Below are 26,082 nucleotides of genomic sequence, written 5' to 3' on the forward strand. Positions count from 1 at the left end.
TGATTCACCCATTTAATCCTAAAAAATTGATTCATATTTTATTACAATCATCCTTCTTGACAACATGAACGGTTTGGTTCGTCCTGCTCATCTATGTTAGCACATGTGATCTGAAGTAGCAATAATATTTACAATTTTATAACAACATTCTGAATTGCGTCCAGAGCGCGTACTGCATAGTGCTCCGCACGCTCCTTTTTATCTTTGATTCGATGATTAAGCGGGGGCAACAAACCAAAATTAGCATTCATCGGTTGAAAATTCTTAGCGTTTGCAGTTGTGATGTAATGGGACATGCTGCCAATCACCGTTTCCTCAGGGAAAACCACCGGATGCTCACCGGAAACTAAACGGGCGGCGTTGATACCCGCTATAAGGCCTGACGCCGCGGATTCAACATACCCCTCAACGCCGGTCATCTGCCCAGCGAAAAACAAGTCATGTCGAAACTTAGTTTGGTAAGTTGGTTCTAGCAGCGAAGGTGAGTTCAAAAAAGTGTTGCGATGCATGACACCATACCGAACGATTTCCGCATTTTCCAGTCCGGGAATCATTTGAAATACCTTTTTTTGTTCACCCCATTTTAGATGCGTTTGAAAACCAACGATATTGAAGAGCGTGCCCGCAGTGTTATCCTGTCGAAGCTGTACGACAGCATAAGGACGTTTTCCGGTTTTCGGATCTTCTAGCCCAACAGGTTTCAACGGTCCGAACAAGAGTGTTTTTGCCCCCTGCCGTGCCATCACTTCAACAGGCATGCACCCGCTAAAATACTTCTCTTGCTCAAAGTCTTTCAACGGAGCCGTTTCTGCAGTCGTCAGCGCATGAAAGAAGGATTCAAATTCCTCTTTATCCATGGGACAATTCAGATAAGCCGCGTCCCCTTTATCATAGCGAGATTTCAAATAAACCTTGTCTCGGTCAATGGTTTCACCAGATATGATGGGTGCCGCCGCATCATAAAAATAGAAGTAATCCTCACCGGTTAATTGTTGGAGATTCTTTGAGAGCGCTTCCGATGTGAGCGGTCCGGTCGCAATAATTGTCGGACCCTCGGGGACACAGTCAACCTCCTCATCAATAATCGTTACATTCGGCATCTCTTTAAGTGTCGTCGTGACGATTGCAGAGAAATCATGACGGTCAACAGCGAGTGCTCCGCCTGCCGGAACGGATGCTGTGTCTGCAGCTTTCATAATGAGCGAATTAAGCCGACGCATTTCTTCCTTTAATATGCCTACTGCATTCGTTATGCTGTTCGAACGCAGCGAATTCGTGCATACGAGTTCCGCAAATTGATCGGTATGATGTGCAGGTGTCTGTTTCTTCGGTCTCATCTCAAATAAAGTGACTGAAATACCACGTTTGGCAATTTGCCAAGCCGCTTCACTCCCTGCAAGTCCCGCACCAATTACATTCACCGAATGTCCTGCCATTTCTTTTCCTCTCCTCATTCCTAAAAAACAATTTATCATAAATCAACTTATTGCGGCTCTTCTTTATAATCACATTTCGGACATTCAACGGTTTTTCCGCCTTTTGTTTTCTTCTCCACAAGATAAGAATCACACTTAGGACACTTTCGCTGAATAGGTTTATCCCACGAAACGAAGTCACAATCAGGATACCTGTCGCAACCGTAGAAAATGCGGTGCTTTTTGCTGCGACGTTCTACGACCTCTCCTTCGCCGCATTTCGGGCATGGCACACCGGTCTTTTTTAAAATTGGTTTCGTGTTGCGGCATTCCGGAAAATTGGAGCAAGCGAGAAATTTACCAAATCTGCCCATTTTGTAAACCATTTCATGGCCGCATTTTTCACATTTAATTCCTGCAGGTTCATCTTTAATTGAGACGGACTGCATTTCTTTTTCAGCTGTGGCTAAACGTTTTGAAAAATCTTGATAGAATAGATCAATCAACGTGATCCAATTTCTCTTGCCATCCTCAACCTCATCTAAATCGGTTTCCATTCGTGCGGTAAAATCAATATTAATGATTTCCGGAAAAAATTCCACAATCAGATTCAATACCACTTCGCCTAATTCAGTAGGTACGAAACGTTTCGCATCCATTGTCACATAGTTGCGCCTTTGTATCGTATCAATCGTCGGCGCATAAGTCGATGGCCGTCCAATTCCAATTTCCTCCATTGATTTCACAAGCGTCGCTTCAGTATAGCGTGGCGGCGGCTGCGTGAAATGCTGCTTTGGATCCGTTTGATCTTGAACCGCTGTCATCCCATTTTCAAGTTCAGGCAGGAAATTTTCTCGAGACACTGAATCTGTTTTCTTTTGATCATCGTTTCCCTCAATGTACACTTTCATAAATCCTTGGAACTTAACCTTTGATCCTGAAGCTCTGAAGATCACCCCGTTTTGTTCAAGATCCGCTCGTACCGTATCCAAGACTGCAGGGGCCATTTGACTTGCGACAAAACGCTCCCAGATGAGTTTGTAAAGCTTAAATTGGTCGCGGCTCAGATATTCTTTAATTTCTTTCGGCTGCCTGAGCACAGAGGTCGGACGCACACCTTCATGCGCATCTTGCGTATTTTCCGTTTTTTTTGCTTTATGTGGGTGGTTATTATAATAACGATCACCATAGTTATCAAGAATAAAACCCTTGGCCTCAGCCTTTGCGACGTCGGAAATACGCGTTGAATCCGTTCTCATATAGGTAATTAAACCGGTGCTCCCATGCTTTCCAAGTGCAATGCCTTCATAAAGCTGCTGCGCAATCATCATTGTTTTTCTCGCCCTGAAGTTCAGCTTTCGAGCTGCTTCCTGCTGCAATGAGGAAGTAATGAACGGAACAACCGGATACCTCAAACGCTCTTTTTTTTGCACGTTTTGAACAGTAAAATTTTTGCTTGTAAGTTTAGCGAGAACATCTTTAACATCACTCTCAGTCTTAAGTGCCTTCTTCTTCCCGTCTAAACCGTAAAACGCAGCTTCAAAGATTTCCTTATCAACACGGAACTTACCGTTAATTGACCAATACTCTTCTGGGATGAATGCCTTAATTTCCTTCTCACGTTCAATAATCATTCGCAATGCAACGGACTGTACACGTCCGGCGCTCAACCCTTTTTTTACTTTCTTCCACAAGAGCGGACTGATGTTATAGCCAACAAGTCGGTCAAGGACACGCCTCGCTTGTTGCGCATCTACCAAATCCATGTTTATTCTCCGTGGTGTTTTAAACGCGTCCTTTATTGCTGGTTTCGTGATTTCGTTAAAAACTACCCGGCATGCCGAATGGTCATCAATATCAAGACTGTGTGCCAAATGCCATGCAATAGCTTCTCCCTCACGATCGGGGTCAGCTGCGAGGTAGACTTTTTTCGCTTTTTTGGCCGCGCTTTTTAGTTCTTTAAGAACGGGTCCTTTACCACGAATTGTAATGTAGCGTGGTTTATAGTGATCATCAACATCGATGCCCATCTGGCTTTTAGGCAGGTCTCGGACATGACCCATTGATGCTTTAACGTCAAATTTCGGACCAAGATAACGTTTTATGGTTTTTGCTTTAGCGGGAGATTCCACAATGACTAAATAATCATTCATGATGTTTCTCCCCCTTTCTGTGAATATTCAAATCTTCACTAATCTTAATGATTGATGAAAGCTTTGTCAAACCTTAACAAATAGAATGGCAGATAATAAATCTATTTACACCGAAATAAGGCGTAATAAAAATTATTTTCTTTAATTGTGTTTCTTCATCTCCGCTCCTAACCCTGCATCAGCTCATGAACCACATCCAGCCAGTCGTACACTAGTTTAGCGCCTTGCTGGATCAAACGGTTCGTCCCTCCACTTGTTTCTCTTAGAATTGATCCTGGAACTGCGAGTACCTCTCTGCCCTGTTCCAAAGCTTGATCAGCAGTGATCAAGGAACCGCTCTTCTCTTTCGCTTCAATAACTAATGTACCCAATGTCAGCCCGCTTATTATTCGATTCCGCTCCGGAAACCGCCAACGTTCCGGTGGGGCCGTGGGCGGATATTCGCTGATCACAAGCTGTGAGTCGCATAATTGTTTAAATAACTGACCATGCTGATTTGGATAAGGGCGATTTAATCCGGAACCCAAAACCGCGACGGTTCGACCATTCAAAGCAAGTCGATGTGCCATCCCATCAATGCCCATGGCCATCCCACTGACAATCGTCCATCCGTCCTCAATCAAAGGATTAAGGATGCGTCTCAGGACTCCTGCCGCTTCTGCGCTTGGATGTCTTGTTCCAACCACGCTAAGCATCTTCTTTTCCTTTAAGAGCGAAAGTTTTCCCTTGGTATAAATTAGATAGGGTGGATCATAAATGTTCTTCAATAATTGAGGATACATTGGGTGGTGAAAGGAAATTGGCGTGATCTTTTCAGCCTGACAAGCTTCGAACAGCGCTTGAGGGTTGATTTTTTGACGATCCTCAATGAAAAGCTTTGCATTGACTGATGTAAGATGAAATCCGACTTGCAATTCTTCAAGCGAATAATTTTGAATACGAGTCAGCGACGGATCTATCTTGATCATTTTCCAAATGGTACGTCTGCTTATGCCGCGACAATGATTCAGCAGCATTAATTGAAGCATAAAGTGATCCATAGATTCACCTCTTCAGTTCATAGTGTTGACTGCTTATACCTATCTAGGCTATTTGGTTATAACAGCAAAAGCGGAAATCGTGATCAAACAAATGGAGTGTGACTAAAGATACTTTGATCGTTGGAATGGAACAACGGGTAGCTGGGTATAGAGGAAGCTAGATCAAGTGGAATTGTCTAATCTACTTGGGGATATTTTTCCCAACTTGTTTGTCAATATTATAAATAAATGCAAAGATTTCCGCAACTGTTTGGTAAAGTTCAGGCGGAATGATCTGGTTCAAATCAAGTTTTCCAAGCATCGAAACGAGTGCAGGATCCTCTTGAATCGGGATTTTATGCTGCTCCGCCTGTGAAATAATTTTTTCAGCAATTAAGCCTTCCCCTTTTGCGGTAACATAAGGGGCTTGATCAATACCGTTCATGTACGTTAACGCGACAGCTTTTTTCTTCTTTTCAGAATTCATTATACCTTCACATCCATACGGTAATTTGATTCAGTAAGTGGATCGGTCGCTTTCTTCATAAGATTACGGTCAATCTTTTCCGATTGCGAAAGCGAGACAAGATCATAACCCATTTCAGCAAGGTGTTTTTTAAGAATAGATTCTCCGGATTTCATCCATCTACGCAAATCCATCTGTTTATTCTGAATATTCAGTGTCACCGAACGATTTTGAACGCGAATATTCACCAATGTTTCTTTTAAATGAGTCAGCTCAAGCCAAAGAACGATCGTACAAGAATTCGGATCCAGAGATCCTTTTCGGTCTCTCTTTCCTTCCCAATACACGGATACATTGGTTAGTTCTTTTTGAAAGGCAATGGGAATTTGCAATGAAAATTGCGCCACAAACGGATCAGCGGAAGCCATCTGAATTTGTTCTCCAGTAATCTTTTGAACCATTTCATGAGCCATTTTTCGCACTGTAGGCGGCGCGCCCTGATCCTGAACAACAGCGAGCAGGTGCCCTTTTAATGAATCAAATGGTTTCGCTGCTAATGTTCCATGCTTTACAGAATCGCTAATTTGAAATTCATAATCGAAACCCAATTTTTTCAATGCTTTAAGAAATAAATTCGAGTGCTCAGTCTCATTTAATCGGGATCCGGCATTTGCAATCTGTTCCGCAGCAAAGGTTTTTACTTCATTGATAAACGCTTGTGATGAGCGATTTATTTTCAAGTCTTTTAACAAAATCGCAACATCCTTCAGCGACATCGAACTCGACAGAAAGCTGTCGACCTTATGCTGACTCTTCTCCGGAAGATTGGGAATATGCGTGTCAAAGAATGAACGCAGTAGTTCAGCGTTTTTTTTAGAACCCATTCCATGAACAAGAGAAGTGAGACCTGTTGCATTTTGCGATTGAGAAAAAGTATTCAGCGCAGTTTTCAATCGCTCTACTGTTTCCGTTTGAGCACCTGAGCGCTGAATTTCAAGAAGCATTGAGCCAAATTGAGAGCCTAGATGTTCGGATGTTTTAACATCTTTTGCCAACCTGAAAAAAGGTTCCGTAAGAGGAAGCTGTCGGTTCATCATCCAGCGTATCGTCTGGATATCTCCTGAAAAGTCGCCGCTCATTTTTAACAATGCGCGCGCATTAAGGATAGACTCGCGCGAAATAGGATCACCATGATCAAGAAACGCTTGAATCACTTGCTTATTCAATGAATCATTTTTTAATTGAAGCGTACTTAAGACGTCATCGGCCATCGTTGGCATAGATCCGCTGTTGGCCGGTTTTCGATCAACCAGCTTTGCAAGGAGTGGATTTGCGCCTTGTTGGATTTGAAACAAATAATCCTGACCAACTTTTAGAGGCGGGTCCACAGAAGCCACTTTAGCTACTACCTGCTTTGCACCAAGCTGCACAAGCGCTGTCCTGTCCGGCAAAATATCAAGTACTTTCCCGCGAAGAATCTGTTCCGGAGCGTATGTGCCAATAAGTTGACTCTGATTGATCGCGTAAGGTTGAAAATTCACATGATCACCTTCTTGAGCGTCTTTTCAAGCTTTCAGGGGCGCAAAGGTCATTCGATGTTCCGGGCAAGTGCCCAATCGTTCAATCGCCTGTAGATGCGCTTCAGTACCATAGCCTTTATGTGAAGCAAAATTATAGCCTGGATAAATTTGATCTAAATCGCACATCATGCGATCACGTGTCACCTTTGCTAAGATAGATGCGGCAGCAATTGAATTGCTTCGCGCATCTCCTTTGATTAAAGAATTTTGTGGAATATCAAGCGGTAGTTCCATTGCGTCAATCAGAAGATGATCCGGTTGGACATCTAACTGTTTAACCGCGAGTACCATCGCCCTTTTCGCTGCTTGATAGATATTTATCCTGTCAATCTCGTGGGCTGAGACGATCCCTATTCCGCACGCAACTGACAATTCACGAATTCTGTCAAATAGATAGTCGCGCTTTCCTGCGGATAATTGCTTAGAGTCGTTAATTCCCGGAATCACTGCATCCGACTTCAAAATGACGCAAGCCGCAACAACAGGTCCGGCAAGCGGCCCTCTTCCAGCCTCGTCAATACCGGCAACATGCTGTGCTCCAGCAAGCCGCAACTCATCCTCAAACTGATTCATCACATGGTATTTATCAACAAGCTCCTGTAAATGGGCTTTACGCGCCTCCCACCTGTGGAGCAATCGGCGGACACCGATCCGTGAATCTGATTCGAACTGTTCCCGTTCCTGTTCAGACAAGCACGTCACTTCAGATAGTTTCGCTTTTATTTCGGCAATTGTCGCTTGCTTCATACTCTTCTTCCCCTGTTATTTATATCGGTGCAATTATTATTTTTTTGAATTTAACGTTTACACATACATTACGGCCATTCGAGCGTGAGCGGACCAAGTTTCTGACTGCGATAATCACGTAAAATGATTTCCGATACCCGGTCATAGTCAATGAATCCGCCGCTCATCAAGCAACCTCTTTTTTTACCAATCTGATCAAATAATCCAATCAGCAGCTGCTGGTCTTCCTCTGTGCCTGTGAGCACGGGAAGTTCGGTTAGATTATAGCGCTTGACCAAGGACTCTCTGTAGTAGTTCAACATGGTTTTTAATAAGAAAAAAGCGATCTCTTGAAAATCAAGCAGTTCTTCTTTAATCGCACCGGTTGCGGCAAGGCAAAGTCCCACACGCGGATCGTCAAATTTTGGCCAAAGAATTCCCGGTGTGTCGAGCAATTCCATTGTTGTCCCAACTTTAATCCACTGCTGGGCTTTAGTGACACCTGGTCGATCACCGATTTTGGCAATCTTTTTTCCTGCGAGACGATTAATCAATGTTGACTTGCCGACATTCGGAATACCTAAAATCAGCGCGCGATCTGCATGAGGACGGAACCCTTTATCTTCCATTCTTTTTCGTCGTGCGGCTGTCAACTCATGTACCGCATCAGGCAACGTTGAAACACCTTGTCCTGTTTGACTGTTGATGAGATGTGCCTTCAATCCATCACTTTCGAATTTCTCTTTCCACAGCTTGGTCGCCTTACGATCTGCCATATCGATTTTATTCAAGATCATAAGCCTTGGCTTACCTGAAGATATTTCTTCGACAAGTGGATTTCTTGAAGAAGAAGGAATTCTGCTGTCCACAAGTTCAATGACAACATCAATCTGTTTAATCTTCTCAATCATTTGCCGCTTTGCCTTCGCCATATGACCGGGATACCACTGGATCGTCATAATGATTTCCTCATTTCATTCCATATATGGATTCTCCGCATAAAAAAAACGGAAGGGGCTTGGTCATCCCAAGCCCCTCCTTTTCATTACTGCGTACATTTAATTTCAAATCATGCTTATCTGCTCTTAATACGCGCTTTCTTACCACGCAGTGCACGCAGATAATACAGTTTCGCACGACGCACTTTACCGTGACGTACCACTTCGATCTTATCGATCTTCGGCGAGTTAACAGGGAATGCGCGTTCAACACCGACACCATAAGAAATCTTTCGTACCGTAAAGGTTGCGCTGATTCCGCCGCCGTGACGCTTGATCACAACGCCTTCAAATACCTGAATACGCTCGTGTGAACCTTCAGTAATCTTCACGTGCACTTTTAACGTATCGCCAGGTCTGAAATCCGGAAGATCCGTACGCAATTGTTCTTTGGTAATTTCATCAATGATATTAGACATAATAGAATGGCCTCCTTCCGTACAAATGCTCTTACATTCCCAAGGAACACAGCGGAACATCGTATTCACTGGCAATTGCCACGAAGAATATCTTACCACATTTAAACGCTTTGATGCAAGCTTTTTCGGCTACGCCAAAGCAACTAGTGTTTCTCTTCCGACTCACATTCAAATTGGTTGAGCCATTTCTTTTCCTGTTCACTCAGTTCAAGATCAATCAATAAATCCGGCCTGCGTTCATAAGTACGTCTCAGTGATTCTCGAAGGCGCCACTCAGCGATCTTTTCATGATTTCCCGACAGTAAAATATCCGGTACCTTCATGCCGCGAAAATCGGCTGGTCGTGTGTAGTGTGGATGTTCAAGTAAGCCGGTAGAAAATGAATCCGTAACTGCAGATGTATCATTACCAAGAACACCAGGAAGCAATCGGACAATACTGTCGATCATCGACATTGCCGCCAGTTCTCCGCCAGTCATGACAAAATCTCCTATGGAATACTCATCCGTGACCAAATGTTCCGGTACCCGTTCATCAAATCCTTCATAATGACCGCAGATAAAAATCAGACTGGATTCCTTTGACAGCATCTCCGCGTCCTGCTGCTTAAACGGCTTTCCTTGCGGCGAGGTAAGAATGATGCGTGGCTTGGCGTTTTCTTCTTTACGGACGGCATCGACCGCATCAAACAAAGGCTGAGGCATCAATACCATCCCTGCGCCACCACCAAATGGATAATCATCTACTTTATTATGCTTATTGGTTGTAAAGTCCCTAAAGTTGGTGACCTTGAATGAAACAGCGCCTTTCTCAGCCGCTTTTCCTAGTATTGATGTATTCAGAACACCTTCAAACATCTCTGGAAACAGAGATAGAATATCAATCTTCATCATCGACCAACCCCGGAATCAGGTGAACAATCACCGTTTTATGCACAACATCAACGTTCTTCACGACGTCGGAAATGTACGGGATAAGAACATCCTTTTTTCCTGTGTCCACAACCCATACATCATTCGCACCCGGAGATAATATTTCTTTAACAGTTCCCATTTTCGCGCCAGTGTCAGTGACTACCTGTGCACCAATGATTTCATGATAATAGAAGTCGCCTTGTTCAAGTGGGGACAATTGTTCTTTTGTGACGAAAAGTGAGCAACCCTTGTACTTTTCTACATCATTTATTGAGTTATAGTTTTCAAACATCAGACAATCAAATTGTTTGTGACGGCGATAACTTGCGACCTTAAGTGGTTCATATGTACTGTTCTTCTGATCCCGTACATATAGGACCGCTCCTTTCGCGTAGCGCTCTTCCGGAAAATCTGTGACACTCACTACTCGTACCTCTCCTCTAATTCCTTGGGTATTCACAATTTTCCCAACGTAAAGCCACTGTTCAGTCATCCTAGAACCTCCTTATTCATGAATCACATCATCTTCATCCGCATAGCTATGTAAGCTGAAAAAGAGAAGGGTAAAAGATCCCCCTTCTCTTTTTTATGTTATTCGCGGACTAAGAAACGTGTTTTAACCCTCTTAGCATGACCCGTGGCAGAAATGACCGTCCGTATTGCTTCGGCCACCTGACCGTGTCTGCCGATGATTTTCCCCATATCCGGTTTGTTCACAGTCAGAATATAGGTAACCTGACCAGGGATCTCCTGTTTCTCAATCTGAACATGTTCATGATCGTCAATGAGCGGGAATACAATGGCTTTGATTAATTCCTCCATTTATCTGCCGCCCTTTGCTCTTATTTTTGCAGCTTAGAAAGATGAAATTTCTCCATAAGACCTTGCTTTGAGAACAGGTTGCGCACCGTATCAGACGGTTGCGCACCTTTCTGAAGCCAATCGAGCGCTTTTTCTTCATCAACAGTGAATGCTTTTGGTGTAACAACCGGATTGTACGTGCCGATTTCTTCAATAAAACGGCCGTCACGAGGTGCACGTGAATCGGCAACAACAACTCTGTAAAAAGGACGTTTCTTTGCGCCCATGCGCTTTAAACGAATTTTAACTGACATAGTAAAACAACTCCTAAATTTAATGTTTTTTTTGAGGGTGTTCAAAAAGTTGGGAATGAACGTTTATCCCATTTTTCAAGAATACTCTTCTAAATGGTTTTACATAAATGGTAAATTAAAAGGATTGCGCTTCTTGCCCTTTGTCTTGCCCATAAACTGTTTCATCATTTTTTTCATGTCTTTGAACTGCTTGAGCAATCGATTGACATCGGCGACAGATGTGCCGCTGCCAAGTGCGATCCGTTTTTTCCGGCCCGCATTGATGATATCCGGATCGTTTTTTTCTTGGGATGTCATGGAGCGAATAATCGCCTCAATTTGCCCGATTTTCTTCTCGTCAACCTGCATGTTCTTCATACCTTTGAACTTATTCGCCCCAGGCATCATTGCAAGCAAATCTTCCAACGGTCCCATATTACGGATCTGTCCGATTTGATCAAGAAAGTCATCCAACGTGAAACTGGCGGAAAGCAACTTTTGCTGCATATCCTGCGCTTTCTCTTCATCAATCGTCGCCTGAGCCTTCTCAATGAGAGAAAGCACATCGCCCATGCCTAGAATGCGCGATGCCATACGATCCGGATGAAAAGGTTCAAGTGCATCCATCTTCTCGCCCATACCCACAAACTTAATTGGGGTTCCGGTAACGGAGCGGATAGATAAGGCAGCACCGCCGCGCGTATCGCCATCAAGTTTTGTCATGATGACACCGGTCAAGTCGAGCCGCTCATTAAATGAGGTGGCTACGTTCACCGCGTCTTGTCCAGTCATCGCATCGACAACAAGAAAGATCTCATCCGGATGGCTGACAGCCTTGATTTGATCAAGTTCCTCCATGAGTCCTTCGTCAATATGAAGACGCCCGGCGGTATCAATCAAAATCAGATCATGATGATCCGCCCTGGCCTGCTCCATCCCCTGACGCACAATCTCGACCGGGCTTACTTGATCCCCAAGTGAGAAAACAGGAATATTCAATTGGCCGCCTAAGGTTTGCAGCTGTTTGATCGCTGCAGGCCGATAAATATCGGCCGCGATCATCAGCGGCTTCTTATTATGGGTTTTTCGAATATAATTGGCAAGCTTAGCAGCGGATGTCGTTTTACCGGCACCTTGCAGTCCGACAAAGAGCAGAACAGTCGGCGGCTTCAGAGCGAGGTTCAGCTTCGTTTGCTCGCCGCCCATCAGCTCGGTCAGTTCTTCCTGAACAACTTTAATAATTTGTTGTCCCGGAGTGAGACTTTTCATGACATCCTGACCGATGGCACGCTCCTGAACACTTTTGACAAACGATTTTACCACTTTAAAATTGACGTCCGCTTCAAGAAGTGCCAAACGAATCTCACGCGTCATCTGCTTGACATCGTTCTCAGAGACCTTGCCTCTGCCGCGAATCTTCTTCATCGTCGCCTGCAGTCTATCCGACAGACTTTCAAATGCCATACTTCTCACTTCCTAATCTAAATTCTCCAGTTCATCGATAAAAGAATCTAGTTTTTGGCTTTCTTCACTACTCATATGATCAGAAAGATCTCTCATTTTTGAAAGAACAGAAAGTCGAATCTCGTATTTATGAAACAGCCCTAACTTATCCTCGAACGCCTCAAGAGCGCTCTCAGCCCGTTTCAGGTTATCATAAACAGCTTGTCTTGTAACTTGACTTCTTTCCGCAATTTCACCAAGAGAAAAGTCATTGAGATAGTAAAGGTTCAAATACTCTTGCTGTTTTGGGGTGAGAAGCGGCTGATAAAAATCGTATAGGGCATTAACTCTCAAAACCTTCTCAAGCATAGCAAATCCCCTTGGTTGTAAAGGCATTTTACTTTACGCGATAAATATTACAGGTTTTTCTCGCATGTGTCAAGTTATTCCCCAAATGCCGAAAACAGTAAAAGAAAAGCTTCATAAATGTCCAAATTCTAATCGATATCGTCTTCCATTCGTTATTCAAGATTCGCTCCTTGCTCGTCAGTCTGGAACAACTCCGAAAACAGTCCGTAAACGAAGGCATCCGCATCAAAAGTTTGCAGATCGTTAAGCTGTTCGCCTAGGCCTACTAATTTAACAGGTATGTCTAATTCATTGCGAATCGCAAGTACGATGCCTCCTTTTGCTGTACCATCTAATTTGGTAAGGACGATACCAGTGACCTCTGATGCCTGTCGGAATAGTTTAGCCTGACTTAACGCATTCTGCCCCGTAGTAGCATCCAAAACAAGCAGTACTTCATGGGGTGCGCCGGGACATTCACGAGAAATTACACGTTTGATCTTCTCCAATTCTTTCATTAAATTAACTTTATTCTGCAATCGTCCCGCTGTATCGCAAAGCAGTACATCTATTTTACGTGATTTCGCCGCTTGCATTGCGTCAAAGACAACTGAGGCCGGATCAGAACCTTCCTGATGCTTGATCACATCGACACCTGTTCGATCGCCCCAAACCTGTAATTGATCAATTGCGCCGGCTCTAAATGTGTCGGCCGCCGCAAGTAATACGCTTTTCCCTTCATTCTTTAATCTGCCGGCAAGCTTGCCGATTGTCGTTGTCTTACCAGCACCATTGACGCCTACCATAAGGATGACTGTGAGTCCGGATGGATTTAAATTCAACCGGGTTTCTTCTTTATGCTTCGTCAGAAATTCAGATAGGACTTCGACAATGACGTCCTTTAACATGTTGGTATCTTTGATATTACGCGTACGTGACTCATTCTTAAGCCTGTCAACCAGATCCATAACCGTTGTCATGCCGACATCAGATTCAATCAACAATTCTTCCAATTCATCAAAAAAATCTTCGTCTACTTTCCGATAGCGCTTGACCAAATTATTCATGCGTTCGGCAAATGACTTTCTCGACTTTGACAAACCATCTTTGAACTTGTCTGTAGCAGTATTTGTACTTCCGGTAATCCGATCCTTTAGTTTATTAAAGAAATTCATTTGTTCATCCCCTATCTTTTAGACTGAACCTACTATTACTGCTCATCAACCATTACCTGCGGTCAGCAAATCTGTTGTCTCCTCCAAGCGCACAGATACAAGTCGTGAGATACCTGATTCCTGCATCGTGACACCATAGAGTACATCAGAACGCTCCATCGTTCCATGTCTGTGAGTGACTACAATAAACTGAGTTTCAAGGCTGAATTTTTTTAGGAAAGCTGCATATCGGTCGACATTCGCATCGTCTAAAGCTGCCTCCACCTCATCCAAAACGCAAAAGGGAACCGGTCGGACTTTTAGAATAGCAAAGAGCAGCGCGATAGCTGTCAGTGCCCGTTCGCCACCAGACAAAAGAGACAGCCTCTGCAGCTTTTTACCTGGAGGCTCGGCCAGAATGTCTACTCCGCTTGTTAGCATATTCTCGGGTTCAATGAGTTGAAGGTCGGCTCTTCCGCCTCCAAACAATTCGCGAAAGACACTTTGAAAATGTGTTCGTATTTTATTGAAGGTTTCGGTGAACCGTTGCTCAACGACTTGATCCATCTCTGACATAACATGGTTCAATGTATCTCGGGCTTTTAAAAGATCTGCTCTTTGCGTTGAGAGAAAATTCTTGCGTTCAAGAACGGTTTCGTACTCATCAATGGCACCAAGATTCACTGTTCCCATCTCTTCGATAGCCATTTTAATCAATTTCACCTTTTTGCGCGCGTCCATTAGCTCCATTGTCAGCTGATAATTTTCTCTCGCCGCTTCAATTGTCAATTTATAGTCTTCTCTTAATGTATCCAAAAGATGGTCAAGCTGAACATCCATCCGTCCAAGAACCACATTTTCTTCCTGATACGCTATACTAACCTCGTTCAATTCAGCGCGGCGCTTTGACATTCTGGTTTCCTCGTCTGAAAGCGCGTGCTGCCGGTCATGGCGGGATGTACGCATTTTCATCAGTTCATCCATTAGTATTTCTTTTCTTGACTGAGCATCATGAATACGTTGATCAAGTTGTTCAACATTTTCATGTTGGTTCTCAATTTCAGAATCAATTCCGTTTGCCGATGATCGAAGCGCCTCAAGTGATGATTCAAGTTCACCGACCCTCGCCTTGGATTGCAGCGCTTTTTCTTCTTGGTGCGCCACAATTTGACTTTGCTCTGCTACCTTTACTTTTAGCGATGTGATTTCAGCCTGAAGTGCCTCTTTCGACGAATCAATATCCTCTCTATTCTTGGTCAGGCGACTGATTTGATCTGTGAGGCTCTTTCCCTTCTTCTCATTTTCGGAAACTTTGCCATCAATTTCGCGGAGACGTGCTGTTATTTTTTCCTGTTCCGCATTGAAATCGCCATTCTCTCGTGTGAACAAATGATATTTCTCAAGACTTGCTGTCTCTTTAGTTTCAGCCTCTCGTTTTTGTGCTTCAATCTCGCGGTATTGATTCAGCGTTTCTTGCAGTTCCTGACGCACTTTCTCTGTTTCCATTTCATCGGCCGCAATTTGATTCTTGAGCTTCGAGAAATCGTGCTGAAGCTGCGCCCTTTTCTCCCGCATTTCCTTGAGCTGCCGATCCAGTTCATCGATCTCAGTGCTTCGACCAATCAAGCTTGCCTGATGCTGCTTCGTGCTGCCTCCAGTCATCGCGCCGCCTGGGGCAACACTGTCACCTTCTAAGGTAACAATTCTATAGCGGTAATTGATCTGACGGGCAATTTCATTAGCACCTTCCAAATTTCTCGCTACGATAACTGATCCCAGTAAAAAAGCAACGATCTGTTTATACTGCGGATCACAGGTAAGCAACTCGGATCCTGTACCGATAAAAGCAGAATGTCTCTGTAAACGGCTGCGTTCCGCCGGAGAAATCGATTTGGGCTTGATTACAGAAATAGGTAAAAACGTCGCACGCCCTGCTTTATTCCGGCGCAAAAACTGAATGGCCTGCCTTCCCGCAGACTCATCAGACACGACTACATGCTGCGAAGAACCGCCTAGAGCCGTTTCAATCGCTGTTCCATAGTCTTTAGCAACTTGGATCAGTTCCGCGACGGCGCCGTGAATTCCAGAGAGTCTTTTCCGGTTCTTCAGCACCATCTTGACTCCTTGATAATAACCGGCATAATCTTCCTTTAACGCCTCCAGCAGTTCCTTTCGAGAATGCGCCTGCTCGATAAAATGATTAATTTTATCAACTGCGTCTTTTTCCTTTGCGTAGCGATTTCTCTCTTCCTCCGAGCGTGATTGAAATGCTTCAAAGCGTTCTTTCAACACATTCCCATTGGCGCCTATTTTCTCAAGCTGCAACGTGAGCGCTTTTTTTTGCTCGCCCGCTTTTTCTGCCGCAGTTTTCATTTCTTCAGTGTTTGTCCAAATACGCTTTTTTTTGGACTCCAATATTTTCTCTTGATCAGATAAATAACGTCGCTCGTTTCGCATCGATGCTTGCTGATTTAAAACTTCAATATAGTCCTCTTTCAATTGCTCAATCAATTCATCCAAATTTTGCTCAAAACTACCAAACTCTTTTTGCTTTTTTACTAGATTTTGCCGTATTTTCGTCAATGCGCTTTTTTCGGTTAGTTCGTTTTTGAGCGCCTCTGCACGTATGCGTTGTTCTTGGTTTAACTGCTCTCCTAAGTGAGCAATTCTTTCTCTTAATTCCTCCGCATTGCTTTGTGCGTGCTTATTACGCTCATTCAACACTTGTTTTGTTCCGAGCAGCTTCTCCAGCTGTTCCGCAGATTCTGCCCATTCCGTTTGTCTCACTTCAATTGAATGGTCAAGTTCTTCAAGTGCTGATCGTTTGGAACGATATTCTTGATCAAACTGCTCAATTTCATCGGTCAGCATCTTTTTCTTAAGAGTCAATGCTTCCACGCGTTTCTTTTTTTCTTCCCATTGACCATGGAGGTCGTCTATATCATGTGCAAGCAGAGCAATGTCAACTTCCTCCAGCTCGCCCTTTTTCTCCAAATAGTCTTTGGCGATCGATGCCTGTTGTTCCAATGGATCAAGCCGAGCTTCTAGCTCATGAAGAATATCTTCGACACGATTCAGGTTGTCTTCAGATTCATTCAATTGTTTTTCAGCAGCCTGCTTGCGCAATTTGTATTTGAGCACGCCTGAAGCTTCTTCGAATATTTTACGTTTATCCTCTGCTTTACTGTTTAAAATTTCATCGATTTTCCCCTGACCAATGACTGAATAGGCTTCTTTGCCTAATCCGGAATCCATAAACAAATCTACGATATCCTTCAATCGGCAGCTTTGGCGATTCAGCTGAAATTCGCTTTCACCCGAGCGAAACACTCGTCGCGTGACGCTGATTTCACTAAAATCCATAGCGATGTAGCGGTCGCTATTATCCAAGGTGAGCGTCACCTCGGCCATATTAACCGCTTTTCTCGCGTCACTTCCGGAGAATATGATGTCTTCCATTTTTGAGCCGCGCAATGATTTCGCCGACTGCTCACCAAGCACCCAGCGGATCGCTTCTGTAATATTGCTTTTTCCGCTTCCGTTAGGGCCGACAACAGCGGTCACACCAGGGACGAATTCTACAGATGTTTTGTTGGCAAATGACTTAAAGCCTGAGACATCTAATCGTTTGAGGAACATCCCATTCCCTCCGTTTCATACCTATCGTTCGTTCATCATGATCGTTCCATATATTGATCTTCGTTCGTTCACTTTTGGCTGCTGCGCTCAACGTTGAGCGTAGCAAGACGAGTAACAAAAACAGCCGAGAGCCCCGGCTGCTTTTGTTACTCGGCGAGATTCTTTAGCGCTTTGCGTGCGGCGCTTTGTTCCGAGTCTTTCTTTGAATGTCCCTTTCCCATTCCGATCACTTCGCCGTTCAGCAACACGTTTGACGTGAACTCACGTTGGTGAGCTGGTCCTTTTTCAGTAACTAACTCATAATCGAGTTCACCCAAATTATTTCGCTGAATCGTTTCTTGCAGCTGACTTTTATAATCCATCACATGGGAAAAAGAACCGTCGCTGATCCTCGGGTAGACAACGGTTGTCAAAAACCGGTCGACTTCCGACAAGCCTTGATCGAGATACAAGGCACCAATAAAGGCCTCAAACACATCGGCCAAAAGCGAAGGACGTTGTCTTCCTCCAGTTACTTCTTCTCCGCGTCCCAGAAAAATCTTGTCCTCGAAGGATAATGAGGAAGCGAATTGATACAATCCGGTCTCGCAGACAATTGCCGCACGAAGCTTGGTCATATCCCCTTCACTCAGATCCGGATAATGCTTGAACAGATACTGTGACGTAAGCAGTTCAAGTACGGCATCTCCGAGGAATTCGAGCCGCTCATAGTCATCTTTTGATTCGCGACGGTGCTCATTCACATAAGATGAATGAGTGAATGCTTGTTTTAACAATTCTTCATTTTTAAATGAAAAAGAGAAGTCTTTAAGAAATTGATGAAGCCTCTCTGTAACAACTACTTCTTGATCTTGTACTTTCTTTGAACCTGTCATGCCTGCACCTCCGCTAACTAAACCAAAATCCATTTTTCCATATATCCCCAAATAAATAAGAAGTCCCGTCATTATAAACGGATTTATAAAAACGGGACTCATGGTTAGATTGTCAGGATTTGTGGTTCTCTATGTAAGATACGACGTCACCAACGCTCTGAATCTTTTCCGCATCTTCATCGGAGATTTCCAAATTAAATTCATCTTCAAGTTCCATGACAAGTTCTACAATGTCAAGAGAATCTGCGTCCAAGTCTTCTTTAAACGAAGCTTCAAGTTTAACATCTGCTTCATCTACGCCCAATCGGTCAACAACGATTTTCTTGACACGTGTCAAAACATCTTCATCTGCCATGTCTTCACCTCCTCTCGAGGGTATTTACAATTTGTAAAAAAGCTCATTCGCCCTTCAAAAGTAAGAAGGAACAAAATACTTAAGAAAATTTTCACTGATCGTGCATCTTTGGCAAAAAATCGTGCACTTAGCGAAAAGCCTCTATTCAAAGCATACCTAGACTATTTTATTGCATTGACATACCGCCGTCAATACTTAATGTTTGTCCGGTCATGTATTTACTGTCATCCGAAGCTAGAAATGCGACAGCGCCGGCAACGTCATCAGGTGATCCCAGTTGTCCAAGCGGGATCTCCTGTTTCATTTTATTCTTCACGTCATCAGACAATTGATCGGTCATATCCGTAACAATGAAACCTGGAGCAACCGCATTTACTGTGATTCCTCGGGATGCCACTTCCCGCGCGGTCGCTTTTGTCAATCCGATCACACCAGCTTTGGCAGCTACATAATTGGCTTGACCCGGATTACCTAATATACCTACAACAGAAGCCACATTAATAATTCTACCTTTTTTTTGCCGCATCATTGGACGAAGAACCGCTTTCGTAACCAGAAATACACCTTTGAGGTTTGTATTCAGCACCGCGTCCCAGTCCTCTTCTTTCATGCGCATCAGCAAACCGTCACGTGTAATGCCCGCATTATTCACAACAATATCTAGTTTTCCGAAATGAGCGATTGATTCTTTCACCATTTCCTGAACTGCTTTTTCATCAGAAATATCGCACTGCCAAATAAGTGCTTCGCTCCCAACCGATTGGATTTGAGCGGCTGTTTCTTCAGCACGAACTTTATTGCCTGAATAATTTACAATTACAGAGGCACCTAACTGAGCTAACTTAATGGCAATGGAGCGTCCAATTCCTCTGGAAGCGCCGGTGACCAGTGCTGTTTTTCCTTCGAGTCCCATCAGTATTATACACGCTCCTTCAGCTTCTCAGACACATCAATCAAACTCTGTACATTATTGACCTGAAAAACTGTAGATTTCCGGTTAATCTTACGAATTAATCCTGAGAGCACCTTACCGGGGCCGACTTCAACAAAAGTATCGACACCAAGTTCAATCAGCCGTTCCACGGATTCAGTCCAGCGAACAGGCGAATAGAGTTGTTCAATTAAATGATCACAAATTTCTGCAGCCGTCTGCTCTTCTTGAGCCGTGCTGTTCGCGATTACGGGAATGTCGGCATTACGGACAGACAACGCCTGCAACACCGTCCTCATTTTCTCGGCAGCAGGTTTCATCAATGATGAATGAAAAGGTCCGCTTACTGCAAGTGGAACCACTCGGCGCGCACCCGCTTCAGAGGCACGTTGTGATGCCTGCTCCACTCCGGCAACCGTTCCGGAAATGACAATCTGCCCCGGGCAATTTAGATTCGCGGTTTGTACGGAATCGCCTTGTTCAGAGACATTGGCGCAAATTGCTTTCAACTGTTCTGCTTCCAGCCCCAGCACTGCCGCCATCGTGCCTTTTCCGGCAGGAACTGCTGCTTCCATCAGTTTTCCTCTTTTACGTACCGCGTATACCGCATCTTCAAAACCAAGCACACCAGCCGCAAATAATGCGCTGTACTCACCAAGACTATGTCCGGCAAGATAGTCCGGCTTAATCCCCTGCTTCTCCAGCAACGTGCAAAGCACAGCACTTACTGTCAGCAACGCCGGTTGCGTATTTTCTGTCTTCTTCAGCGCATCATCGGGACCGTTCATAATCAGTTCTGTTAACGGAAAAGCCAAGCGCTGATCCACTGCTTCAAACATTTTTTTTGCTTCAGGATAAGCCTCAATCAGATCTGCGCCCATACCAACTGTCTGAGAGCCCTGTCCGGGAAAAACAAATGCGATCTTACCCAAAATACATCAACCTCCGCGACCTAATTCAATACACTAGTTTTTGAAAATGTCTAAAGAAAAGGCGGAGGCAATTCACGTCGCCGCTCATACTTCCGACTTATCTTTTCCTCCGTGCGCTCGATACATCGTAAACACACCTGTAAAAATATGATCATGTCCAGAATAGCTGTCCACTTCAACGATTGTGCGCACCCGTTCCTTGCGCATAACTTTCGCTTTCGCAACCACTCGCTCACCAGACTTAACCGGACGAATAAATTGGATCTCAGCCTTTGATGTTAAGGCGAGATCATCATTAATTACAGCCACTGCGAGCGAGTTCGCTTGTGCAAACAAATGATGGCCGCGGGCAATTCCGGTTCTTGAAAAAACAAAATCCGGTGTTATTTCAAGAATAGAAATCGCGCTCGTATCCAATTGAAGATCAAGAATATCCCCAATTACTTCTTCTTTATGGAGCGCTTTGACATCATCGAATTGCCGTTTGGCTACATGTTTAATTCGTTCCCTCAACTCAGGAATGGATAATTCCAGCCGGTCAAGCCGGATCGTTTGAACACTAACTGAGAACTTTTTCGCCAGTTCATCGTCTGTAATAAATGGATTCTCATCAATTGTCTGATGTAGGGAGGCCTGTCTGTCCTTCTTGCTTTTCCTCATAAACTGGACACCGCCGTCTTGTGATCGTCACTAATTGCTAAGTTTAGCAATTAAGACTAGGTAATATTAGTTAGTATATCATAACTTACCTTCAACGGGTAGCTTGGGTGATTTATGTTCAAGAATCGCATACACGACCCATAACATACGAGGTGTCCATTATTACGGTTTCATTTTTCAATCCAAATGCAGTGTCTGTGTAAGCCCTGATTCAATTAATGGTTTGCGCAATTGCTCGTAACGATCTTCTTGCCAAAATTGAGGAGATTGCACCAGCCTTGCCGCATCATCTCTGGCTGTTGCCAAGGTGCGATAGTCATGAACGATATCTGCCAATTTAAAAGAAGGCAGCCCGCTCTGCTTCTTTCCAAAAAAGTCACCCGGGCCACGAAGTTTAAGGTCATAAGCGGATAATTTAAATCCATCAGTGGTCTCAGTCATCATCCGCATTTTTTCTCTGCTTGTCTCCGATTTAGCGTCTGAGAGCAGGATGCAGTAAGATTGGGCGTTACCACGGCCGACACGACCGCGCAGCTGATGCAATTGAGACAGCCCGAAGCGATCCGCATCGTATATGATCATTAACGAAGCGTTCGGAACATTGACTCCAACCTCAACTACTGTAGTGGAGACCAACACTTGATCGTCCCTTTTTTTAAATGAATTCATGACCTCATCTTTTTCTTCAGGCGTCAGCTTTCCGTGCATTAGGGCGACTGTATAACCCGGAAGCGCTTGTGAAAGTTGCGCATGAACATCAAGCGCGTTCTGGACATCGAGCTGCTCGGATTCCTCAATCAACGGGCAAATAACATATGCCTGTCTTCCCTGGTCAAGTTCTTTCTTCATGAATTGAATCACACGATCTATGATATTCTCCTGGACCCAGTAAGTCTTGATTTGTTTTCTTCCACCGGGAAGTTCATCAATAGTCGACACATCCATGTCCCCAAAAACCGACAGCGCAAGCGTGCGCGGAATTGGTGTGGCGGTCATGTACAGAACATCCGGTTCCTTCCCCTTGAGCCGTAATGCTCCCCGCTGCCCTACGCCAAAGCGATGCTGCTCATCCGTCACAACGAGACCAAGATTCTGAAACACCACTTCCGGCTGGATTAACGCGTGCGTGCCAATAAGAATATGAACTTTACCGTTCGATAAATTTTCCAGAAGTTCTCTTCTCTTTTTTCCGCGAACGCTTCCTGTCAATAGTCCGACAGAAATTGAAAATGGCTGGAACAGATTATGAAGATTTTCAGCATGCTGTTCGGCTAGAATTTCAGTAGGCGCCATCAGAGCTCCTTGATAGCCCGCTGAAACAGCGGCATACAAGGCGATGGCAGCCACTATGGTTTTCCCCGATCCGACATCGCCTTGAAGCAGGCGATTCATTGGTGAAGATGAGGCCATATCCTTTAGAATTTCATCAATCACTCGATTTTGCGCATGTGTCATTGAAAAAGGAAGCAAGCCAACAAACTCGCGAATCCGTTTTTGATCCAAGGGAATGCGGATTCCATCAGACGACGAACGTTTCATTCGTTTATAGGCTTGCATTTTCAATTGATAGATTAGAAACTCTTCATAGACGAGCCGCCTTCTTGCCTGGTGCAGGTTCGCTTGGCCATCTGGAAAATGAATCGTTCGAATCGCTTGCTCCCGGCCAATTAGTTTATAAGATGTAAGCAATTCCTTTGGTAGATTCTCTTTGATGCGATTAGGAAATTGGGTGAACGCCTGGCTAATCAGCACTCTTAATTTTTTCACGGATACACCCGACTTCACAGGATAGACAGGAGCCCATTGAGCATTCTGATCAGGTTGGCCTATATGAAAATCAGACGAGGTCAGTGTCGCACGGTTCCGATCCCACTTTCCCGTTACGGTCACTGTATCCTCAAGCTTTAAACTTCTTTTGAGATAAGGACGGTTAAATAAGATAACTGTAATAAGATATCGCCCGGACAATACGCGCACGGTCAAGCGCGATTTTTTCTTCCCATAGTAATTCAATAATGGCTCACTTTGCACTTTTCCTAAAATCGTCACCTGTTCCTGATCTTGTACATCAGTGAGATCTCTTAATTCATAGTTGTCATACCGATAAGGAAAATAGGCAAATAAATCATCAACCGTCGCGATTCCTAATTGTTCGAGTTCTTCAGCTAGTCTGGCCCCGACGCCTTTAAGTTCTGTAATTGGTAAAAGCGAGTAGGATTCTCTCATCGTTCTTTTATCATGGATGGCTGCGCATCCGAGCCGAAAATTCTCTTTTTCAGTGCACGACCGGTCTTTGTATCTGCAAGACCGCCAAGCGCGGTTTCTCTTAAAGCAGCAGGCATCATGCGTCCGACACGGTACATGGCCTCAATCACTTCATCGCACGGGATAATGCTTTTAATTCCTGCGAGCGCCATATCTGCCGCAACAACTGCACTTGAAGCGCCGATTGCGTTCCTTTTCACACAAGGTGCTTCTACTAACCCTGCCACAGGATCGCAAATCAATCCAAGCATATTACCGAGCGCAATGGCCATCGCATGTGCTGATTGTTCCGGTGTACCGCCTGCCATTTCAACCGCCGCAGCCGCAGCCATTCCTGTCGCCGAACCCACTTCTGCCTGGCAGCCGCCTGCCGCACCGGAAATCGAGGCATTATTGGCGACGACAAATCCAAAAGCACCTGCGGTAAACAAGAAAGCGACCATTTGATCTCGGTTCGGCTTCAGTTTTGATTTCAAGCCAAACAAAACCCCCGGCACGACACCTGCTGAACCGGCAGTCGGTGTGGCGCAAATGGTTCCCATCGCCGCATTTACTTCATTCGTCGCCATTGCCTTACTCACCGCATCCAACAGTACCGAACCTGATAATGTATTTCCTTGTTCCAAGTAATTCCGCAAAAGTCGGGCATCCCCGCCGGACATGCCTGAGCGCGACTTTATGTCTTCACGAATGCCTCTCTCTACAGCCTTTTCCATAACTTCTAATTGTCCGGACATTTTATCTAAAATATCCTTCCGACTTTTCCCTGTGGTTTCCATCTCGGTTTGGATCATTACCTCAGAGATTGGAAGCTTCCGACTATTTGCGATGTCTACTAATTCCTTAATTGTCTGAAACATAAAGGCACCTCCTTTTCCGGAATAATTGCTTTTTTAGGATAAAACAGCGACATTTAAGATATTGGGAAGTCCGGAAATTTCGGCAGCAAGTCCTTCACCAATTTCTTCATCCGTTTGAATAACCATCAGGGCTAAACGCCCCTTATCCTGACGAGAAACTTCCATATAGGAAATATTCATTTCATATTTAGCAATCAAGCCCGCTACCTCAGCAACCGCACCATATTTATCATGGTGCAGCACAAGAAGTGCGGGATTGCTCCCGGACAAGGATATCGAGAAACCATTGACTTCCGTAATCTCAATTTTTCCTCCACCAATGGATACACCGACTAATTCAAGTTCGTTGCTGCCGCTCGATAAAAAAATACGCGCGGTATTCGGCTGCTCCATCGGAGTCTCTTTGTCGATGAAGAACTCAATATCCATGCCCTTCTGCTTCGCTATTGAAAGTGAATCAGGAAGACTTGTGTTACTTTCATCGAAATCAAGGAGACCGGCAACAATGGCGACATCGGTTCCATGTCCGCGATATGTTTCGGCGAAAGATCCATAAAGCGTTATTTTCGCACGTACTGGTGCGGTTCCTAGCAATTTTCTAGCCATACGCCCAATTTTTGCAGCACCAGCAGTATGCGAACTCGATGGTCCAACCATAACCGGCCCGATAATATCAAAGACGCTCCGATATTTCATAATGCGACACGCCCCTTATGCTTGTAATGGTTGATCATCAGGTGACACTTCTTCATCATTTAAACGAACGCCTTGCACGAAAATATTAATTGATGCCGCGTTTAACCCGAGCATTTCATTCAGGGTTTCTTTAACCTTTGTTTGAACATTTCCCGCTACCTCTGAAATACGCGTTCCGTAGCTGACAATGATATACATGTCAATGAGCAGATTCTGATCATCGTCAAATCGGACAATGATTCCGCGGCTGAAATTATCTTTTTTCAGCAGTTCTGCAAAACCGTCTTTTAATTGATTTTTCGAAGCCATGCCAACGATCCCATAGCAATCCATCGCCGCGCCGCCGACGATTTTGGCGATAACGTCAATAGATATATCGATTTGTCCATAGTTATTGCTAATTGAAACAGACATGTATAAAACCTCCTGAATAAACTTCATTTTTTGTGAGGGCACAGAAGAATTGGCAATGCGATAAACGATTATTCTCTATCCGTAAACATAGTCGACTTATCGTTATTTTACACTAGCTATCCTTAATTTTAAAGCGACGCACAAAATTACGCCTGCCGATTCATTTTTCAGATGACATCTAGTTGCGTGCGGGCACCGAACGTGTTAGTATAAAACTATTGTGTTAATGAATTGCATGGTCAGGGAGGTCATCTAAATGGGACGTCGATGCTTTGTTACCGGCAAAACAACTAAGTTCGGTCAGAACCGTTCATTTGCTGAAAATAAATCGAAAAGAACGTTTAAAGCAAATCTGCAAAAAGTCCGTATTCTTGTTGACGGAAAACCAAAACGCGTTTATGTATCAACAAAAGCGCTTAAAGCAGGTAAAGTTGAACGCGTTTAACGCGTACTCAACCAATGGATTTGACTAAACGTGAACCACAAAAAACACCCCCCTTCAGTGAAGGGGGGTGTTTTTTGTGGCACATTCAAAAAAGACACCCCATAAAAGATGTCTTTTTTGACATGCGAGTTAGCTTACCCCTTCTTAAACGAACCGAGGAGGGCTCTCACAATACTGGCCAGAAATCTTGGCAATTTAATCGTATAAAATTTCATTGCACTGCTCCTCCTTGTCTCAAGCGCCGTCATCCTTTATCACGTGCTTCTAGAATATATGAGACG

Annotated in this window: 27 protein-coding genes; 1 reads left to right on the forward strand and 26 read right to left on the reverse strand. The window is 44.2% G+C overall.

Annotation, left to right across the window (positions count from 1 at the left end; all coding sequences use genetic code 11):
• Positions 1–128: 128 nt before the first annotated feature.
• From trmFO to BM003_RS02240, 25 genes are all read right to left on the reverse strand, one after another.
• Entirely contained in the window at positions 129–1,436 is a 1,308-nt protein-coding gene (gene trmFO, locus BM003_RS02120; RefSeq protein WP_093669577.1) for an FADH(2)-oxidizing methylenetetrahydrofolate--tRNA-(uracil(54)-C(5))-methyltransferase TrmFO, read from the reverse strand.
• A 47-nt stretch (positions 1,437–1,483) separates the two neighbouring features.
• Positions 1,484–3,568, reverse strand: coding sequence for a type I DNA topoisomerase (gene topA / locus BM003_RS02125; RefSeq protein WP_093669579.1), 2,085 nt, complete (start codon positions 3,566–3,568; stop codon positions 1,484–1,486).
• A 167-nt stretch (positions 3,569–3,735) separates the two neighbouring features.
• The gene (dprA, locus tag BM003_RS02130) at positions 3,736–4,608 is read right to left on the reverse strand and encodes a DNA-processing protein DprA (protein ID WP_093669581.1); all 873 of its coding nucleotides are present in this window, start codon (positions 4,606–4,608) and stop codon (positions 3,736–3,738) included.
• Between the two features lie 181 nt (positions 4,609–4,789).
• On the reverse strand, positions 4,790–5,074 hold the full coding sequence (locus BM003_RS02135; RefSeq protein ID WP_093669583.1) for an EscU/YscU/HrcU family type III secretion system export apparatus switch protein: 285 nt from the start codon (positions 5,072–5,074) through the stop codon (positions 4,790–4,792).
• The gene (locus BM003_RS02140; protein WP_093669585.1) at positions 5,074–6,594 is read right to left on the reverse strand and encodes a hypothetical protein; all 1,521 of its coding nucleotides are present in this window, start codon (positions 6,592–6,594) and stop codon (positions 5,074–5,076) included. The genes BM003_RS02135 and BM003_RS02140 overlap by 1 nt, the downstream gene beginning before the upstream one ends.
• Before the next feature lie 24 nt (positions 6,595–6,618).
• Positions 6,619–7,380 (reverse strand): ribonuclease HII, encoded by a 762-nt coding sequence (locus BM003_RS02145; protein ID WP_093669587.1) that lies wholly within the window; start codon positions 7,378–7,380, stop codon positions 6,619–6,621.
• Between the two features lie 68 nt (positions 7,381–7,448).
• Positions 7,449–8,318 (reverse strand): ribosome biogenesis GTPase YlqF, encoded by an 870-nt coding sequence (gene ylqF, locus BM003_RS02150; protein WP_093669588.1) that lies wholly within the window; start codon positions 8,316–8,318, stop codon positions 7,449–7,451.
• 116 nt (positions 8,319–8,434) lie between these two features.
• The gene (rplS, locus tag BM003_RS02155) at positions 8,435–8,776 is read right to left on the reverse strand and encodes a 50S ribosomal protein L19 (RefSeq protein ID WP_093669590.1); all 342 of its coding nucleotides are present in this window, start codon (positions 8,774–8,776) and stop codon (positions 8,435–8,437) included.
• Between the two features lie 143 nt (positions 8,777–8,919).
• The gene (gene trmD / locus BM003_RS02160; RefSeq protein WP_093669710.1) at positions 8,920–9,666 is read right to left on the reverse strand and encodes a tRNA (guanosine(37)-N1)-methyltransferase TrmD; all 747 of its coding nucleotides are present in this window, start codon (positions 9,664–9,666) and stop codon (positions 8,920–8,922) included.
• Positions 9,656–10,183 carry a ribosome maturation factor RimM gene (gene rimM / locus BM003_RS02165; protein WP_093669592.1) on the reverse strand — a complete coding sequence of 176 codons (528 nt, stop codon included), beginning with the start codon at positions 10,181–10,183 and terminating at the stop codon, positions 9,656–9,658. Before rimM ends, trmD begins: the two co-directional genes overlap by 11 nt.
• 98 nt (positions 10,184–10,281) lie before the next feature.
• Entirely contained in the window at positions 10,282–10,512 is a 231-nt protein-coding gene (locus tag BM003_RS02170; protein ID WP_093669594.1) for a KH domain-containing protein, read from the reverse strand.
• A gap of 20 nt (positions 10,513–10,532) precedes the next feature.
• Positions 10,533–10,805 carry a 30S ribosomal protein S16 gene (gene rpsP, locus BM003_RS02175; protein WP_093669596.1) on the reverse strand — a complete coding sequence of 91 codons (273 nt, stop codon included), beginning with the start codon at positions 10,803–10,805 and terminating at the stop codon, positions 10,533–10,535.
• Between the two features lie 99 nt (positions 10,806–10,904).
• A complete protein-coding gene (ffh, locus tag BM003_RS02180; RefSeq protein ID WP_093669598.1) occupies positions 10,905–12,248 on the reverse strand; it encodes a signal recognition particle protein in 1,344 nt (447 codons plus the stop codon).
• Between the two features lie 12 nt (positions 12,249–12,260).
• The gene (locus BM003_RS02185) at positions 12,261–12,596 is read right to left on the reverse strand and encodes a putative DNA-binding protein (RefSeq protein WP_093669600.1); all 336 of its coding nucleotides are present in this window, start codon (positions 12,594–12,596) and stop codon (positions 12,261–12,263) included.
• A 152-nt stretch (positions 12,597–12,748) separates the two neighbouring features.
• A complete protein-coding gene (gene ftsY / locus BM003_RS02190; protein ID WP_093669602.1) occupies positions 12,749–13,750 on the reverse strand; it encodes a signal recognition particle-docking protein FtsY in 1,002 nt (333 codons plus the stop codon).
• A gap of 45 nt (positions 13,751–13,795) precedes the next feature.
• On the reverse strand, positions 13,796–17,368 hold the full coding sequence (gene smc, locus BM003_RS02195; protein ID WP_093669604.1) for a chromosome segregation protein SMC: 3,573 nt from the start codon (positions 17,366–17,368) through the stop codon (positions 13,796–13,798).
• 146 nt (positions 17,369–17,514) lie between these two features.
• Positions 17,515–18,243 (reverse strand): ribonuclease III, encoded by a 729-nt coding sequence (gene rnc / locus BM003_RS02200; RefSeq protein WP_093669606.1) that lies wholly within the window; start codon positions 18,241–18,243, stop codon positions 17,515–17,517.
• A gap of 112 nt (positions 18,244–18,355) precedes the next feature.
• Positions 18,356–18,598 (reverse strand): acyl carrier protein, encoded by a 243-nt coding sequence (gene acpP, locus BM003_RS02205; protein ID WP_093669608.1) that lies wholly within the window; start codon positions 18,596–18,598, stop codon positions 18,356–18,358.
• Between the two features lie 166 nt (positions 18,599–18,764).
• Positions 18,765–19,511, reverse strand: a complete 747-nt coding sequence (gene fabG, locus BM003_RS02210; protein WP_093669610.1) for a 3-oxoacyl-[acyl-carrier-protein] reductase — start codon at positions 19,509–19,511, stop codon at positions 18,765–18,767.
• A gap of 5 nt (positions 19,512–19,516) precedes the next feature.
• Positions 19,517–20,461: an ACP S-malonyltransferase gene (gene fabD, locus BM003_RS02215; protein ID WP_093669612.1), complete on the reverse strand. Its 945-nt coding sequence runs from the start codon at positions 20,459–20,461 to the stop codon at positions 19,517–19,519.
• Between the two features lie 84 nt (positions 20,462–20,545).
• A complete protein-coding gene (gene fapR / locus BM003_RS02220) occupies positions 20,546–21,121 on the reverse strand; it encodes a transcription factor FapR (RefSeq protein WP_093669614.1) in 576 nt (191 codons plus the stop codon).
• Positions 21,122–21,298: 177 nt separating this feature from the next.
• A complete protein-coding gene (gene recG / locus BM003_RS02225) occupies positions 21,299–23,347 on the reverse strand; it encodes an ATP-dependent DNA helicase RecG (RefSeq protein WP_093669616.1) in 2,049 nt (682 codons plus the stop codon).
• Entirely contained in the window at positions 23,344–24,246 is a 903-nt protein-coding gene (sdaAA, locus tag BM003_RS02230; protein WP_093669618.1) for an L-serine ammonia-lyase, iron-sulfur-dependent, subunit alpha, read from the reverse strand. The genes recG and sdaAA overlap by 4 nt, the downstream gene beginning before the upstream one ends.
• A 33-nt stretch (positions 24,247–24,279) precedes the next feature.
• On the reverse strand, positions 24,280–24,942 hold the full coding sequence (gene sdaAB / locus BM003_RS02235) for an L-serine ammonia-lyase, iron-sulfur-dependent subunit beta (protein ID WP_093669620.1): 663 nt from the start codon (positions 24,940–24,942) through the stop codon (positions 24,280–24,282).
• A 15-nt stretch (positions 24,943–24,957) separates the two neighbouring features.
• Positions 24,958–25,356: an Asp23/Gls24 family envelope stress response protein gene (locus tag BM003_RS02240; protein WP_093669622.1), complete on the reverse strand. Its 399-nt coding sequence runs from the start codon at positions 25,354–25,356 to the stop codon at positions 24,958–24,960.
• A 256-nt stretch (positions 25,357–25,612) separates the two neighbouring features.
• On the opposite strand from BM003_RS02240, the gene rpmB reads away from it, so the two are divergent.
• A complete protein-coding gene (rpmB, locus tag BM003_RS02245; RefSeq protein ID WP_023508941.1) occupies positions 25,613–25,801 on the forward strand; it encodes a 50S ribosomal protein L28 in 189 nt (62 codons plus the stop codon).
• Positions 25,802–25,935: 134 nt separating this feature from the next.
• On the opposite strand, the gene spoVM is transcribed toward rpmB, so the two are convergent.
• Positions 25,936–26,016 (reverse strand): stage V sporulation protein SpoVM, encoded by an 81-nt coding sequence (gene spoVM / locus BM003_RS02250; RefSeq protein WP_010023251.1) that lies wholly within the window; start codon positions 26,014–26,016, stop codon positions 25,936–25,938.
• Between the last annotated feature and the right edge of the window lie 66 nt (positions 26,017–26,082).

Source organism: Sporolactobacillus nakayamae, assembly GCF_900113325.1.
GTDB classification, from domain to species: Bacteria; Bacillota; Bacilli; order Bacillales; family Sporolactobacillaceae; genus Sporolactobacillus; species Sporolactobacillus nakayamae.

Bases quoted from the DNA above. Each gene is read 5' to 3' on its own strand.
- trmFO (WP_093669577.1), bottom strand. From the start codon at position 1,436: ATGGCAGGACATTCGGTGAATGTAATTGGTGCGGGACTTGCAGGGAGT.
- topA (WP_093669579.1), bottom strand. From the start codon at position 3,568: ATGAATGATTATTTAGTCATTGTGGAATCTCCCGCTAAAGCAAAAACC.
- dprA (WP_093669581.1), bottom strand. From the start codon at position 4,608: ATGGATCACTTTATGCTTCAATTAATGCTGCTGAATCATTGTCGCGGC.
- BM003_RS02135 (WP_093669583.1), bottom strand. From the start codon at position 5,074: ATGAATTCTGAAAAGAAGAAAAAAGCTGTCGCGTTAACGTACATGAAC.
- BM003_RS02145 (WP_093669587.1), bottom strand. From the start codon at position 7,380: ATGAAGCAAGCGACAATTGCCGAAATAAAAGCGAAACTATCTGAAGTG.
- ylqF (WP_093669588.1), bottom strand. From the start codon at position 8,318: ATGACGATCCAGTGGTATCCCGGTCATATGGCGAAGGCAAAGCGGCAA.
- rplS (WP_093669590.1), bottom strand. From the start codon at position 8,776: ATGTCTAATATCATTGATGAAATTACCAAAGAACAATTGCGTACGGAT.
- trmD (WP_093669710.1), bottom strand. From the start codon at position 9,666: ATGAAGATTGATATTCTATCTCTGTTTCCAGAGATGTTTGAAGGTGTT.
- rimM (WP_093669592.1), bottom strand. From the start codon at position 10,183: ATGACTGAACAGTGGCTTTACGTTGGGAAAATTGTGAATACCCAAGGA.
- BM003_RS02170 (WP_093669594.1), bottom strand. From the start codon at position 10,512: ATGGAGGAATTAATCAAAGCCATTGTATTCCCGCTCATTGACGATCAT.
- rpsP (WP_093669596.1), bottom strand. From the start codon at position 10,805: ATGTCAGTTAAAATTCGTTTAAAGCGCATGGGCGCAAAGAAACGTCCT.
- ffh (WP_093669598.1), bottom strand. From the start codon at position 12,248: ATGGCATTTGAAAGTCTGTCGGATAGACTGCAGGCGACGATGAAGAAG.
- BM003_RS02185 (WP_093669600.1), bottom strand. From the start codon at position 12,596: ATGCTTGAGAAGGTTTTGAGAGTTAATGCCCTATACGATTTTTATCAG.
- ftsY (WP_093669602.1), bottom strand. From the start codon at position 13,750: ATGAATTTCTTTAATAAACTAAAGGATCGGATTACCGGAAGTACAAAT.
- smc (WP_093669604.1), bottom strand. From the start codon at position 17,368: ATGTTCCTCAAACGATTAGATGTCTCAGGCTTTAAGTCATTTGCCAAC.
- rnc (WP_093669606.1), bottom strand. From the start codon at position 18,243: ATGACAGGTTCAAAGAAAGTACAAGATCAAGAAGTAGTTGTTACAGAG.
- acpP (WP_093669608.1), bottom strand. From the start codon at position 18,598: ATGGCAGATGAAGATGTTTTGACACGTGTCAAGAAAATCGTTGTTGAC.
- fabG (WP_093669610.1), bottom strand. From the start codon at position 19,511: ATGGGACTCGAAGGAAAAACAGCACTGGTCACCGGCGCTTCCAGAGGA.
- fapR (WP_093669614.1), bottom strand. From the start codon at position 21,121: ATGAGGAAAAGCAAGAAGGACAGACAGGCCTCCCTACATCAGACAATT.
- recG (WP_093669616.1), bottom strand. From the start codon at position 23,347: ATGAGAGAATCCTACTCGCTTTTACCAATTACAGAACTTAAAGGCGTC.
- sdaAA (WP_093669618.1), bottom strand. From the start codon at position 24,246: ATGTTTCAGACAATTAAGGAATTAGTAGACATCGCAAATAGTCGGAAG.
- sdaAB (WP_093669620.1), bottom strand. From the start codon at position 24,942: ATGAAATATCGGAGCGTCTTTGATATTATCGGGCCGGTTATGGTTGGA.
- BM003_RS02240 (WP_093669622.1), bottom strand. From the start codon at position 25,356: ATGTCTGTTTCAATTAGCAATAACTATGGACAAATCGATATATCTATT.
- rpmB (WP_023508941.1), top strand. From the start codon at position 25,613: ATGGGACGTCGATGCTTTGTTACCGGCAAAACAACTAAGTTCGGTCAG.
- spoVM (WP_010023251.1), bottom strand. From the start codon at position 26,016: ATGAAATTTTATACGATTAAATTGCCAAGATTTCTGGCCAGTATTGTG.